The sequence below is a fragment of the Streptomyces sp. NPDC001617 genome (assembly GCF_053596855.1).
The window spans coordinates 1-13,826 of record NZ_JBSFHA010000005.1; the positions used below are offsets into that span (position 1 = coordinate 1).

Annotated in this window: 13 protein-coding genes; 3 read left to right on the forward strand and 10 right to left on the reverse strand. The window is 70.8% G+C overall.

Annotated features, from left to right (window positions below):
* Positions 1-467 precede the first annotated feature (467 nt).
* A complete protein-coding gene (locus tag ACWC09_RS05430) occupies positions 468-1,472 on the reverse strand; it encodes a stage II sporulation protein M (RefSeq protein WP_450848740.1) in 1,005 nt (334 codons plus the stop codon).
* A gap of 130 nt (positions 1,473-1,602) precedes the next feature.
* Between ACWC09_RS05430 and ACWC09_RS05435 the strand changes: the two genes are divergently transcribed.
* Positions 1,603-2,571, forward strand: coding sequence for an RDD family protein (locus tag ACWC09_RS05435; protein WP_450848742.1), 969 nt, complete (start codon positions 1,603-1,605; stop codon positions 2,569-2,571).
* A gap of 24 nt (positions 2,572-2,595) precedes the next feature.
* Here ACWC09_RS05435 and ACWC09_RS05440 read toward each other — a convergent pair whose 3' ends face one another.
* Positions 2,596-3,210, reverse strand: a complete 615-nt coding sequence (locus ACWC09_RS05440) for a hypothetical protein (protein ID WP_450848744.1) — start codon at positions 3,208-3,210, stop codon at positions 2,596-2,598.
* A gap of 165 nt (positions 3,211-3,375) precedes the next feature.
* Entirely contained in the window at positions 3,376-4,833 is a 1,458-nt protein-coding gene (ahcY, locus tag ACWC09_RS05445; protein ID WP_450848746.1) for an adenosylhomocysteinase, read from the reverse strand.
* 89 nt (positions 4,834-4,922) lie between these two features.
* Between ahcY and ACWC09_RS05450 the strand changes: the two genes are divergently transcribed.
* A complete protein-coding gene (locus ACWC09_RS05450; RefSeq protein ID WP_450848748.1) occupies positions 4,923-5,180 on the forward strand; it encodes a hypothetical protein in 258 nt (85 codons plus the stop codon).
* Between the two features lie 12 nt (positions 5,181-5,192).
* Here ACWC09_RS05450 and ACWC09_RS05455 read toward each other — a convergent pair whose 3' ends face one another.
* The 7 genes from ACWC09_RS05455 to ACWC09_RS05485 form a co-directional block, all read right to left on the reverse strand.
* Positions 5,193-6,173, reverse strand: coding sequence for a cation diffusion facilitator family transporter (locus ACWC09_RS05455; RefSeq protein WP_450848750.1), 981 nt, complete (start codon positions 6,171-6,173; stop codon positions 5,193-5,195).
* Positions 6,174-6,344: 171 nt separating this feature from the next.
* Complete coding sequence (manA, locus tag ACWC09_RS05460) at positions 6,345-7,496, reverse strand: mannose-6-phosphate isomerase, class I (RefSeq protein ID WP_450848752.1); 1,152 nt, start codon at positions 7,494-7,496, stop codon at positions 6,345-6,347.
* A 63-nt stretch (positions 7,497-7,559) separates the two neighbouring features.
* Positions 7,560-8,690 carry an SIS domain-containing protein gene (locus tag ACWC09_RS05465; RefSeq protein WP_450848753.1) on the reverse strand — a complete coding sequence of 377 codons (1,131 nt, stop codon included), beginning with the start codon at positions 8,688-8,690 and terminating at the stop codon, positions 7,560-7,562.
* Positions 8,691-8,897: 207 nt separating this feature from the next.
* On the reverse strand, positions 8,898-9,068 hold the full coding sequence (locus ACWC09_RS05470; protein ID WP_007382472.1) for a Trm112 family protein: 171 nt from the start codon (positions 9,066-9,068) through the stop codon (positions 8,898-8,900).
* 297 nt (positions 9,069-9,365) lie between these two features.
* Complete coding sequence (locus ACWC09_RS05475) at positions 9,366-10,730, reverse strand: phosphomannomutase/phosphoglucomutase (RefSeq protein ID WP_450848755.1); 1,365 nt, start codon at positions 10,728-10,730, stop codon at positions 9,366-9,368.
* Between the two features lie 152 nt (positions 10,731-10,882).
* On the reverse strand, positions 10,883-12,499 hold the full coding sequence (locus ACWC09_RS05480; RefSeq protein WP_450848757.1) for an L-lactate permease: 1,617 nt from the start codon (positions 12,497-12,499) through the stop codon (positions 10,883-10,885).
* A 152-nt stretch (positions 12,500-12,651) separates the two neighbouring features.
* Positions 12,652-13,068 (reverse strand): DUF3499 domain-containing protein, encoded by a 417-nt coding sequence (locus ACWC09_RS05485; protein ID WP_450848759.1) that lies wholly within the window; start codon positions 13,066-13,068, stop codon positions 12,652-12,654.
* A 295-nt stretch (positions 13,069-13,363) separates the two neighbouring features.
* Here ACWC09_RS05485 and ACWC09_RS05490 point away from each other — a divergent pair, with 295 nt between their 5' ends.
* The gene (locus tag ACWC09_RS05490; RefSeq protein ID WP_450849118.1) at positions 13,364-13,816 is read left to right on the forward strand and encodes a metallopeptidase family protein; all 453 of its coding nucleotides are present in this window, start codon (positions 13,364-13,366) and stop codon (positions 13,814-13,816) included.
* The last annotated feature ends 10 nt before the right edge of the window (positions 13,817-13,826 follow it).

A 13,826-nucleotide genomic window follows, 5' to 3' on the forward strand; every position in this document is an offset into this window, starting at 1 on the left:
CCACGCCCCGACCGAACGGCCGGAGACGGGGTATCAACTAATCTGGCGTTGATTTTTGGCACGCTGTTGAGTTCTCAAGGAACGGACGCTTCCTTCGTACTCACCCTCTCGGGCTTTCCTCCGGGCGCTTCCCTTCGGTCTTGCGTTTCCGACTCTATCAGATCCTTTTCCGATCCGATTTCCTCGGCGCTTTCCAGGTTCCCGCTTTCGCGTTTCCCTTTCCGGCGGCTCCGACTTTATCAGAAGGTTCGAGCCGGACTGACCGGCCACTCATTTCCGATTCATCGGGAGTGGCTTCTTCGAAATCGATGTATCGATGTTCCGAGAAGCAGACAGATGATCACTGCTGCCGAACGGGCTGAACCCGGTTCCAGGCAACTGTTCAAATCTACCTCCCCTGTAGGTCCGCGTCAACGGCTCCTGCGGGGCGAAGAAGAGACTAACAGCTCAGCAGGCGTGCCTGCACATCAGGCGGCCGTGGGCACCGTGGCACTGCGCTCAGCCGCCTCGACGTCGCCCGTCTCGCCGGCGCGGGCCGCCCGGCCGCCGAGGACGAAGACGTAGGCGAGGAAGGCGAGCTCAGCGGCGATGCCGATGCCGATGCGGGCCCAGGTGGGCAGGCCTGAGGGGGTGACGAAGCCTTCGATGGCACCGGAGACGAAGAGGACCAGGGCAAGGCCGATCGCCATGCCGATGGCGGCGCGGCCCTCCTCGGCGAGAGCCGTGCGGCGAGACCGCGGGCCCGGATCGATGACGGTCCAGCCGAGACGGAGCCCGGTGCCGGCGGCGACGAAGACCGCGGTCAGCTCGAGCAAGCCGTGCGGGAGGACGAGGCCGAGGAAGGTGTCGAGTCGGCCGGCCGAGGACATCAGGCCGAAGCCCACCCCGAGGTTGAGCATGTTCTGGAAGAGGATCCAGAGGACCGGCAGGCCGAGGAAGACGCCCAGGATGAGGCACTGGGCGGCGGCCCAGGCGTTGTTCGTCCAGACCTGGGCGGCGAAGGAGGCCGCGGGGTGGCTCGAGTAGTACGTCTCGTACTGGCCCCCGGGGCGAGTGAGCTCCCGTAGTTCGTTGGGGGCGGCGATGCTCGCCTGCACGTCCGGGTGGGTGCCGATCCACCAGCCCAGGAGGGCGCCGACGAGAACGGACAGGAGTGCCGTGGGCACCCACCAGCGACGCGATCTGTAGACCGCGGACGGGAAGCCGTACGCGAGGAAGCGTATGACGTCCCTCCAGGAGGCGCGCCGGGTGCCCGTCACCGCGCTACGCGCGCGTGCCACGAGTTGGCTGAGCCGTCCGGTCAGCTGGGGGTCGGGCGCACTGGACTGGATGAGGGAGAGATGGGTGGCTGTGCGCTGGTAGAGCGCGACGAGTTCGTCGGCCTCGGCACCAGTGAGACGACGGCGTCCGAGCAGTGCGTCGAGGCGGTCCCACTCGGCCCGGTGGGTGGTGACGAAGACGTCGAGGTCCATCGGTCTGCCTGCTCCTCGGCTGTTCGTCGGCGACCTGTCGTGGATGTCAGCTTGTCGTACTGCGGCGCGATGCGCCCTCAGCTTGGCAGACTGGCCGACAAGAGGGCAGGCCAGGGGAAGGGCGGCGGGCGTGAGTGAGCTGGTGACGGGCGAGGCGGTGGCGCTGGAGTTGCGCCCTGCGAGGCTGCCCAGCAGGGCGCTTGCGGTGTTGCTCGATCTTGTGGCGGCTGTCGCCGTCTACACCGTCGTGACCATTGCGCTGGTCGCCGCCACGGCCTCGTTGGACGACGCGGCGCGGCTCGCGGTGTCGATCGCGGCCTTCGTCCTGGTGTTGGTGGGGGCGCCGGTCGCGGTCGAGACGCTCAGCCATGGGAGGTCGCTCGGGAAGGTGGCGTGTGGGCTGCGGGTGGTGCGGGACGACGGCGGGCCGATCCGGTTCCGCCATGCGCTGGTCCGGGGTGGGATCGGTGTCTTCGAGATCCTGCTGACGTTCGGCGTCATCGCCTGCATCGCGTCGCTCGTGTCGGCTCGTGGGCGTCGGCTCGGGGACGTTTTCGCCGGGACTCTCGTCGTACGGGAACGGATACCTGTCGCACGGACCGGCTTCATGCCTCCGCCGCCGCCCTGGCTGGCGGGACGGTTCTCGGAGCTCGATCTGTCCGCCGTTCCCGACGGGTTGTGGCTGGCCGTGCGGCAGTACCTGACGCGGATGCAGCAGCTCGACCCGCAGGTCGGCTGGGCGATGGCGCAACGGCTCGCGTCCGACGTCGCCGCTCGTACGGGCGCGCCGGTGCCACAGGGTGTGCCGCCGGCGGCCTATCTGGCGGCGGTGGTGCAGGAGCGGCAGGCCAGGGAGGTACGGCGCGCCTTCCCGAACGGTCCGATGGCGGCTCCTTCCCCGGCGACGGTCCAGCCGCCTTTCGTTCCTGGCGCGGGGACTGCCAGGCAGCCGGCCCCTGTCGAAGGCCGGCCCGAGGCACCGGCGCCCTCTCCGTACGAGACCCGTCCTCCGAACGAGATCCGGCCCACGGCGCCGGCGGATGCGCCGCCCGCCGAGCGGCCCGCCTCCGAGACGACCGGGTTCGTACCGCCGGCCTAGCCCGTCGTTCCCCCGCCGCCTCGGTCAGGTGAAGGCCGACGGCGGCGACTCGAGGTCTTCCAGCTCGATGCCGGGCGCTGCGAGGACCACGTCTCCGGCGATGTGCACGGCGTGCTGTTCGCCCGTGTCCAGGGCTGTGACCTGGTATTCGTCCACGGTCAGGGGGCCGTTGTCAGTGGCGTGTGTTTCTCTGTTCAGCAAGGTCCAGGACTGGTCCACGGTGCGCGGGGCGAGGACGGGGTCCGTGAAGCTGACGAGGCGTACGCGGGTTGCCGAGGCGGAAGGGGTGAGGCGCAGGAGACGGGTGGTGGCGACGAGGAACGCGGGGGATGTGCCGGTGAAGGCGTGGGCGCGCACGTTGCCTTCGGTGGCCTGAGTTCCGGTGGGGTCGGTACGGACCCAGGTGACGCCGTCGAGGGCGGCGCCGCGGACCTGCCAGTCGGCGGCGTGGAGTTCGAGGCGGATGGGGCGGCCGAGGTCGTCGAGGGTGAGGTCGACGGAGCCGCAGGGCTCGCCCGAGGGGGCGGTCAGCTGCGAGACATAGCGCCAGCCGGAGGGGCCGGGGGCGCAGTGGAAGTGCTCTTGTGCGAGGGGAGTGTGATCGTGCGGATCATGGAGCGAATAACGGCCGCGGGGCATGGGTGTCCTGGATCTTGACGGCTGGTACGGCCAAGGGACCGCGAGGCCGAAGGGGCAGGCCCCCGGCACGGGGGTGCGGGGGCCTGCCTCGGAGGTACTGCCGGCGGTGAGCGCGTCAGCGCACCGACGCGCTGCCCACCGGCTGCGTCGAGCCGCTCGGTGGCGTCAGTAGCGGTAGTGGTCCGACTTGTACGGGCCCTCGACCTCGACACCGATGTACGCCGCCTGCTCCGGGCGCAGCGTGGTCAGCTTCACGCCGAGCGCGTCCAGGTGGAGGCGGGCGACCTTCTCGTCGAGGTGCTTGGGCAGCGTGTAGACGCCGGTCGGGTACTCGTCGGGCTTGGTGAACAACTCGATCTGGGCCAGGGTCTGGTCCGCGAAGGAGTTGGACATCACGAACGACGGGTGACCGGTGGCGTTGCCCAGGTTCAGCAGGCGGCCTTCGGACAGGACGATGAGGACCTTGCCGTCGGGGAAGGTCCAGGTGTGGACCTGCGGCTTGACCTCGTCCTTGACGATGCCGGGGATCTTGGCGAGGCCGGCCATGTCGATCTCGTTGTCGAAGTGGCCGATGTTGCCGACGATCGCCTGGTGCTTCATCTTGGCCATGTCCGAGGCCATGATGATGTCCTTGTTGCCGGTCGTGGTGACGAAGATGTCGGCCTTGTCGATGACCTCGTCGAGGGTCGTGACCTGGTAGCCGTCCATCGCCGCCTGCAGGGCGCAGATCGGGTCGATCTCGGTGACGATGACGCGGGCGCCCTGACCGCGCAGGGACTCCGCGCAGCCCTTGCCCACGTCGCCGTAGCCGCAGACGACCGCGGTCTTGCCGCCGATGAGGACGTCGGTGGCGCGGTTGATGCCGTCGATCAGGGAGTGGCGGCAGCCGTACTTGTTGTCGAACTTCGACTTGGTGACGGCGTCGTTGACGTTGATCGCCGGGAACAGGAGGACGCCGTCGCGCTGCATCTCGTACAGGCGGTGGACGCCGGTCGTGGTCTCCTCGGTCACGCCGCGGATCTCGGAGGCCAGCTGGGTCCACTTCTGCGAGCCGTCCGTGATGGTGCGGTGCAGGAGTTCGAGGACGACGCGGTGCTCGTCGGACTCGGCGGTGTCGACGGAGGGGACCTTGCCGTCCTTCTCGTACTCGACGCCCTTGTGGACGAGGAGGGTGGCGTCACCGCCGTCGTCGAGGATCATGTTCGGGCCGCCGGTGGGGGTGTTCGGCCAGGTCAGCGCCTGCTCCGTGCACCACCAGTACTCCTCCAGGGTCTCGCCCTTCCAGGCGAAGACCGGGACGCCCTGGGGGTTGTCCACGGTGCCGTTCGGGCCGACGGCGATGGCGGCGGCCGCGTGGTCCTGGGTGGAGAAGATGTTGCAGGACGCCCAGCGGACCTCGGCGCCCAGGGCGACCAGGGTCTCGATGAGGACGGCGGTCTGCACGGTCATGTGCAGGGAGCCGGTGACTCGGGCGCCGGCCAGCGGCTGGGTCTCGGCGTACTCCTTGCGGATCGCCATCAGGCCGGGCATCTCGTGCTCGGCGAGGGTGATCTCCTTGCGGCCGAAGTCGGCCAGGGAGAGGTCGGCGACCTTGAAGTCCTGTCGGTTTTCGACAGTCGTCATTGCGAGCTGCTCCTCGGGGTTGGGGCGAGGTGGGTACGGCTGGTCTGCGCGGCGGCGGACACAGGGGTGCCCGAAAAGAGGACACAGGCATGCCCGCGTACGCGCAGCGCAGTCCGTCGGAGGCCCTCTCTCCCTCGGTCGGTCCGCAGTGGGACCGCCCGACCGCCATCAGCAGCGACGTCTGGCTCCACCCCAAGCTACACCGGCCGACCCGACCGCCCCAGTCCGGCTCCGAACAGATCGCGCCGATCACGGCGTTGGGAGGGGGCGCCGTCAGGGGCGGGGACAGCGACAAACAGGACACGGCGCCGTCGGCGCCCTGGTCCATGGAGTCGGCCCAGGGCTGAGGGCCGTGCCGCTCAGTGCCCGGCGGGATGCGGTGCCGGGCCGCCCGGCGTCGCCTCGCGGTCCGGACCCTTGGCGGCCTCCACCTCGCTGTAGATGTCCGGTTCGAGGTAGATCACGCGCGCGATGGGGACGGCGGCGCGGATGCGGGCCTCGGCGGCGTTGATGGCGGAGGCGACCTCGGCGGCCGTGTCGTCGTGCTGGACGGCGATCTTGGCGGCGATCAGCAGCTCCTCGGGGCCGAGGTGGAGCGTGCGCATGTGGATGATGCCGGTGACGGTGTCGCCGTCGACGACGGCGGCCTCGATCTTCTTGACCTCCTCGACCCCCGCGGCCTCGCCCAGGAGGAGCGACTTGGTCTCGGCGGCCAGGACGAGGGCGATCAGGACGAGCAGGATGCCGATGCAGACCGTGCCGATGCCGTCCCAGACGCCGTCGCCGGTGAGCAGTGCCAGGCCGACGCCGCCGAGGGCGAGGACCAGACCGATCAGGGCGCCGAAGTCCTCCAGCAGGACGACGGGCAGCTCGGGCGCCTTGGCCCGGCGGATGAACTGCGACCAGGAGAGCTTGCCGCGCAGCTCGTTCGACTCCTTGATGGCCGTCTTGAAGGAGAAGCCCTCGGCGATGATCGCGAAGATCAGGACACCCACCGGCCAGTACCAGTGCTCCAGTTCGTGCGGGTGGCGGATTTTCTCGTAGCCCTCGTAGATGGCGAACATGCCGCCGACCGAGAACAGGACGATGGAGACCAGGAAGGCGTAGATGTAGCGCTCCCGGCCGTAGCCGAAGGGGTGTTGCGGGGTCGCCTCGCGCTGGGCCTTCTTGCCGCCGATCAGGAGCAGGGCCTGGTTGCCGGAGTCCGCGAGCGAGTGCACACCCTCGGCGAGCATCGACGAAGAGCCGCTGAACGCGAACGCCACGAACTTCGATGCCGCGATCGCGAGGTTGGCGCCGAGTGCCGCCACGATCGCCCTGGTGCCGCCTGACGCGCTCATGTGTCCGCGTTGTCCCTTCGCCTTCGTACGTCTGCGACGGCCGGCCCTCGCCCGCCGCTTTGCCCGTCCTTTGCCGGTGGGCCATTCTTGCAGCCCCGTCTGGCAACGGCGCGTCAGGTATCCACAACCCCGGTCATACGATCGCAGGAATCCGGTGCCGTGTGATCACGGTCACGCGATCACCGTGGCCCGGAAGACCGTGCCCGCGCCGGACACGTCCGCTTTCTCGCCCGCGGGGACGAACACCGACTGGCCGGGCGCCAGTTCGTGCTCGCCGACACGGACCGAACCGGCCGTGCAGAGCAGGATCTGCGGGGTCGGCAGGGTGAGGTCGTGGACCTGCGTGCCCTCCGGGAGGACGTACCGCGACAGCTGGAACTCGTCGATCGGGGTGTCGTAGACCTCCTCGCCGTCAGGAGAGGCCTCGGGGCGCAGCACGCCCGGGTCGCTCGCCTCGAAGCGGACGATGCGCAGGAGTTCGGGGACGTCGACGTGCTTGGGGGTCAGGCCGCAGCGCAGGACGTTGTCGGAGTTGGCCATGATCTCGACACCGAGGCCGTTCAGGTACGCGTGCGGGATGCCGGCACCGAGGAACAGGGCCTCGCCGGGCTGCAGGCGGACGTGGTTGAGCAGCATGGCGGCGATGACGCCCGGGTCGCCCGGGTAGTGGTGCGCGATGTCCGCGTAGGGCTCGTACGCGCCGCCCAGGCGGGTGCAGGCGGAGGCGGCCTCGGTGACCGTGTGGCGCATCTCCTCGGGGTCGGCGCTGAGGATCGCCGTGAGGACCTCGCGCAGGGCGGCGTCCTCGGGGTGGGCGTGCAGCAGGTCGACGTACGGCTTGAGGGAGTCGACGCCCAGGCCGTCCAGCAGGTCGGCCGCCTGGAGGGGGTCGCGGAAACCGCACAGGCCGTCGAACTCGGTGAGCGCGCAGATCAGTTCGGGCTTGTGGTTGGCGTCCTTGTAGTTGCGGTGCGGGGCGTCCACGGGGATGCCGCGGCGCTCCTCGTCGTCGTAACCCTCCTTCGCCTGGGCGAGGTTGGGGTGCACCTGGAGAGAGAGCGGGGCGCCGGCAGCGAGGATCTTGAGGAGGAAGGGCAAGCGGGGGCCGAACTTCGCCACGGCCGCCGGGCCGAGCTCCCGCTCCGGGTCGGCGTCGATGACCTCGACGAGCGTGCCGCGTCCGGTGCGCGAGGGTGCGCCCGGGTGGGCGCCCATCCACATCTCCGCCTGGGGTTCGCCGCTCGGTGCCACACCGAGGAGTTCGGGGATGGCGGTGGTGGATCCCCAGGCGTAGGGGCGGATGGTGTTGTCGAGGCGGTCCATGGGGTTCTCTCTGCCGGTTCTCGGTACGTGCGTGTGACGGCGCTCAGGGCGTCGGCGTCAAGATCAGGCCCCCGAGGCAAGCGCCAGGTAAACGGCGGCGAAATCCGTGATGGCGATCAGTTCGGCGAGGGTCTCCAGTTCGCCGCCCTCTTCCGGCTCGAGTTCGCTGATCGGCGTGTCATGGCTGAGGGCCAGGTCACGGGCGGCCGGCGCGGCGGTGAGGCCGCCGATCGGGCGGTCGCGCAGGAGCACCACGCGCGCGTGCAGTGCGGGCGCCTCCTCCACGCGGTCGCGGAAGAAGTCGTCCGGGTCGGCGCTGGCGGCGAGCGGGCCGGCGAGCAGGGCGCTGTGCGCGGCGAGCGCCTCGGGGAGCTCGGCGACGACGGCGGGGCGGCCGGCCAGTTCGGCGAGGGCAGCGGCGAAACGGCGGCCCGCGGGGCCCGCCGAAGTGCCCTCGGTCCAGACGACGGGCAGCGCGTCGGCGAGTTCGGCGGCGAGCGTCTTGGCGGGGTTGCTGTAGGTCGCGATGACAGGGCCGCAGCGCTCGGCGATGTGGTCCAGGCGGTCGGCGACCTTCTCGATGGCGTCCGGCGGGGCGGAGAGCAGGCCGGTGCGGTCCAGGAGCGCGAGGAGGGGCGTGAGCAGCGCCCACAGGACCCCGGGGGCGGACGCGGCGAGCTGCTCCTCGTCCTGCTCGTATGGGGCCGTCGCCATCGGTACGAAGAGGCCGTGGGCGCCTTGGACGGCCTCCGTGAGAGGCGTGCGGGCGGGGGCGACCGCGACGACCGTGCACCCTCGGCGGTAGGCCGCGTCGGCGAGCAGGGACAGGCCCGGTTCGGTGCCGTCGGGGGTGGTGATCAGGAGCAGGTCGACCGAGCCGGCCCAGCCCGGGAGCTCCCAGCGCAGGGCGCCGGCGGCGGGGGCGACTCCGGTGGGGGCGAGGCGGATGACGGGGCTGCCGGGGCCGGCGAGGGTGCCGAGGAGGTCGGCGGCGCAGATGGCGGCGGCGCCGGGGCCCGCGATGAGGACGGCCCGGGGGCGGCCGTCGGGCTTGAGGTCGTTGACGCCGGCCTCGGCTGCGTGCCGGGCGGCGGTGCGGACGCGGGCGCCTGCCTCGGCGGCGCCGCGCAGCAGGCCTCGGTGGTCGGCCTCCGAGAGGGCCTCGGGGGTGTCGAGCAGCGATTCGTCGAGCATGGGGCGGCAGCCTCCGATCGCCGGTCCTTGATGGGCGGCGGGCTTGGGGGTGCGTGCGGCGGAGTGGGGCGGGGCGGCCCTGGCGGGGGCCGGTGGGGCGGTGGGGCCTCCGTGGCGGAGGGCGGCGCGGGCTTCGCCACGAGGAGCTGTGCGGTCTTCGTGACGAGGAGCGGCGCGGCCTGCGCTACGAGGGTCTGCGCCTTGTCGTTACGCGGGGCGGCGGGCCTCGTCGACGAGGAGGACGGGGATGCCGTCACGGACCGGGTACGCCAGGCCGCAGTCCTGGCCGGTGCAGATCAGCTCGGTGTCCTGCTCCTTGAGGGGGGCGTGGCAGGCCGGGCAGGCGAGGATCTCCAGGAGGCCGGCTTCGAGCGGCATGGGGTGTCCCTTCGGGGCGGGTACGCGTGCGTGTGCGTGTGCGGATGTGCCTGGTCAGCGTACCGCCGTGGGGGGCGGGGTGCGGGGGGTTGGGCCGGGTGGGAGTGACCGTCGGAGGGTTTCGCCCCCTCCGCCCCTACCCGTCCCCTCCCCAGGGGCTGCCACCCCTTCGACCCCGGTGCCGGGGGCTGTCGCCCCCAGACCCCCGCTTCGGCCTGAACGGCCTCGTCCTCAAACACCGGACGGGCTGAAATGCAGGGACCGGCATCGAGAAGGCACCGCCGCCCCCCAGCCCCCTCAGCCCCGGATGATCGCCAGCACCTCGTCCCGTACCTTCGTCATCGTCGCCTCGTCCCTGGCCTCGGTGTTCAGGCGCAGCAGGGGCTCTGTGTTGGACGGGCGGACGTTGAACCACCAGTCGGTGGAGGTGACGGTGAGGCCGTCGAGTTCGTCCAGGGTGGTGTCCTCGCGGGGGCCGTACGTCGCCCTGATCGCCGCGACCCGGTCCGCCTGGTCGGCGACCGTGGAGTTGATCTCGCCGGAGCCGACATAACGGTCGTACTCGGCGGTGAGGGCGGAGAGGGGGCCCTCCTGACCGCCCAGGGCCGCGAGGACGTGCAGGGCTGCCAGCATGCCCGTGTCGGCGTTCCAGAAGTCCTTGAAGTAGTAGTGGGCCGAGTGTTCGCCACCGAAGATCGCGCCCGTGGCCGCCATTTCCGCCTTGATGAAGGAGTGGCCGACTCGGGTGCGCACCGGGGTGCCGCCGTTCTCCTTCACGACCTCCGGGACCGACCAGGAGGTGATCAGGTTGTGGATGATCACGCCCTTGCCGCCGTTACGGGCCAGTTCGCGGCGCGCCACCAAGGCGGTGATCGCGGACGGGGACACCGGGTCGCCGTGCTCGTCGACCACGAAGCAGCGGTCCGCGTCGCCGTCGAAGGCGATGCCCAGGTCGGCGGATTCCTCGCGGACCCGCTTCTGCAGGTCCACCAGGTTCGCCGGGTCCAGCGGGTTGGCCTCGTGGTTCGGGAAGGTGCCGTCGAGTTCGAAGTACATCGGGACGAGGGTCAGGGGCAGGCCGGCGAAGACCGTGGGGACCGTGTGGCCGCCCATGCCGTTGCCCGCGTCGACGACGACCTTCAGGGGGCGGATGGAGGTCAGGTCCACGAGGGAGCGGAGGTGGGCCGCGTAGTCCGACAACGTGTCGCGTTGTGTGATCGTTCCCGGTGTCGCGGTCGGTTCCGGGGCGCCCGACTCCAGCCATTCCTGCGCCAGTTCGCGGATCTGCGACAGGCCTGTGTCCTGGCCCACCGGCGCCGCACCCGCCCGGCACATCTTGATGCCGTTGTACTGGGCCGGGTTGTGGGAGGCCGTGAACATTGCGCCCGGGAGGCCGAGGGCGCCCGACGCGTAGTACAGCTGGTCCGTCGAGCACAGGCCGATCTCGGTCACGTCGGCTCCCTGCGCGGTCGCCCCGCGCGCGAAGGCCCGGGTCAGGCCGGGGGACGACGGTCGCATGTCGTGGCCCACGACGATCGCGTCCGCCTCGGTCACCCGGACGAAGGCCGCGCCGAAGAGCTCGGCCAGGGGCTCGTCCCACTGCTCCGGGACCACTCCGCGTACGTCGTACGCCTTCACGATCTGCGACAGATCAGCAGCCACGGCCAACCCTCCTGAAGTCCTATCGGTCGCCCCAAACTACCCGTAGCGGATGACCGTGCGCTGCGCGGATGCCGGGTGGGCCCCCAGCCGTCACCTCAGGTCGGAGCGGGGTGAGAAGGCGGTGAGGATCAGTGGAACCGGGGGAACGGGGATCAGGGGAGCATCCAGTCCAGGACCGGGGAGCTCTGGCCGACCACGATCAGGCACATCACCAGCAGCAGACCCACGCTCCACGGCACCACCTTGCGCAGCAGATCGCCCTCTCGGCCCGCCAGACCGACGGCCGCGCACGCGATGGTGAGATTCTGCGGCGAGATCATCTTGCCGAGGACACCGCCCGAACTGTTGGCGGCGGCCAGGAGTTCGGGCGACAGGCCCGACTCATGGGCAGCGGTGACCTGGAGGGCGCCGAAGAGGGCGTTGGCCGAGGTGTCGGAGCCGGAGACGGCCACGCCGAACCAGCCGAGGACCGGTGACAGGAAGGCCAGTCCGCCGCCCGCGGCGGCCACGAAGTGGCCGATCGTCGCCGCCTGTCCGGAGAGGTTCATGACGTACGCGAGGGCCAGGACGGATGTGACGGTAAGGATCGCGAAACGCAGCTCGTGCACGGTGGCGAGCCACTCCTTGACCGCCACGCGCGCGTGCACACCGAGCACGACCGCCGTGCACAGCCCGGCGAGCAGCACGAGGGTGCCGCCCGTCGACACGATCGGCCAGGTGAAGACGTTCCCGCCGACCGGCTTGCCGTCCGGGGCGACGACGTCCAGGAAGGGCCAGTCGTACGTCTGTGTCGCCTTGGCCAGCCAGTCCTTGACCGCCGGGATCTGCGCGACCGAGAAGATCACGACGATGAGGGCGTACGGGGCGTAGGCGCGCACCACTTCGCGGCGCGGGTCGGTCACGTCGAGTTCCTCGCTGCGCGTGCCGGTGAGCACGGAGGCTCGTACCGACTCGGTGGCGGGTACGCGTGCGTGCGGTACGGCGACCAGGGCGCCCGCGCCCGCCAAGGAGGCGGCGATGTCCGCGAGTTGCGCGGAGACGTAGTTGGAGACGGCGAACTGGGCCACGGCGAAGGCGAATCCGCACACCAGGGCGGGCACCCAGGTCTCGCGCAGCCCACGCCGGCCGTCCACCAGGCCGACCAGGACCAGGGGGACCACGAGCGCCAGCAGCGGCGTCTGGCGGCCCACCGTGGAGGCCACGGTGTCCAGCGGCAGTCCGGTCACCTGGGCCAGCGTGACGACCGGTGTGGCCATCGCGCCGAAGGCGACCGGCGCGGTGTTGGCCACCAGGGAGACGACGGCCGCGCGCACCGGGTCGAAGCCGAGGACGACGAGCATGACCGAGCAGATCGCGACCGGAGCCCCGAAGCCGGCGAGGGCCTCCAGGAGGGCTCCGAAGCAGAAGGCGACGACCAGTGCCTGGATGCGCGGGTCGTCGGAGAGGCGTCCGAAGGAGCGGCGCAGGATGTCGAAGTGCCGGGTGCGGACGGTCATCCGGTACACCCACAGGGCGTTGACGACGATCCACAGGATGGGGAAGAGACCGAAGACGGCACCCTGGGCGGCGCTGGAGACGGTTTGGCCGAGCGGCATGCGGTAGGCGAGCCAGGCGACCAGTACGGCCGCCAGAAGGCCCGTCAGGCCCGCGAGGTGGGCTTTGAGGCGGACGCCGCCCAGCAGGATCAGGACGATCACCAGCGGCAGGGCGGCGACGAGGGCGGACAGGCCGAGCGAGTCGGCGACGGGTTCCAGTTGCTGGACGTACACGGGCGCCTCCCCGATTCCGGCATGCGGAAAGTGATTTCCCGCCGGTCACCTGGAATGGTCGTGTCCGCGACAATGGCACGTCAATGGGCCTGCACCACCGGATGAAACGGAAAAGGGACGGAACTACCGGGACACGCGGCCCAGTTGTCCGGTCAGTTGTCCGGGGAGCGCAGCACCCGGAGATGGCCGCGCCGCGCGACCTCCATCGGGTCCGCCGCGCGCGCCCCGCCACCGGCCGCGCGCTCCTGCGGACGGGCCGCCTCGCGCACCGCGTTGGCAAGCGCCTCCAGGTCGTCGCCGCTGGGACGGGCCGGGGCGTTGCCGTCGAGGAGCCGCACGACCTCCCAGCCGCGCGGCGCGGTGAGGCGCTCGGAGTGCTCGGCGCACAGGTCGTAGCAGTGGGGTTCGGCGTAGGTGGCGAGCGGGCCGAGGACCGCGGTCGAGTCGGCGTAGACGTACGTCAGCGTCGCGACGGCGGGGCGGCCGCAAGCGGTGCGCGAACAGCGACGTACAGGGCTCACGACGTTGGACGGTACCGCACTCTTGAGCGGGCCGCGACGACTCTCCACCAGGTCACTCCACCGTGTCGTGGTGTGAATCGTCCCACACACCCCTTCAGGCACACCCTTCTGACCTGCGCGGACGACCGTTCACAGGGCGCCGCGCGACCCCGCATCCGATCAACTCTCGGTACAAACACCGCCATTTGCCTCGACATCGACGGTCTCGTGGAGATACGGAAACGAGCCCAACCTTGGCTGGAATGGTCATCCTGCGACATGCCGTCCAGGGTGGCCGGACAGCGTCCGGGATGCCGCGTGGGGCCGGGCGGTGGGTCGCGGCGGGGATTACGCTTCACCAGTGATGGACAACCCCGTACCGCCCCGTGCCGCCGGCCGCCCCGGGCCCCGCCGTCGTGACCGCCACGGCAGGGGCATGCGCGGCCCCATCGCGCCGCCCCAGGTGCCGCTCGCGGCGAGCCGTGCCGATGTGTTCGCGGACCTGGTGCAGGACTCCGTGGAGCGCCTCGAGCGGCGGTGGCCGCAGCTCGCCGACATCGATTTCCTGGTCCTCGAGGTACCGCGGCTGGACGGGCCGGGGCATGTCTGGAACGACGAGGCGGTGCCGCTCGGCGGGACGATCCCGGCGCGTGAGGGTCGCCCCGCGCGCGTGGTCGTCTACCGGCGCCCCGTGGAGATTCGCACGAAAGGGCGCGACGAGCGGGCCGCCCTGGTGCACGAGGTCGTCGTGGAGCAGGTGGCCGAGTTGCTGGGGCTGACCCCGGAGACGGTCGATCCGCGGTACGGCGAGGACTGAGCCCCCGCCG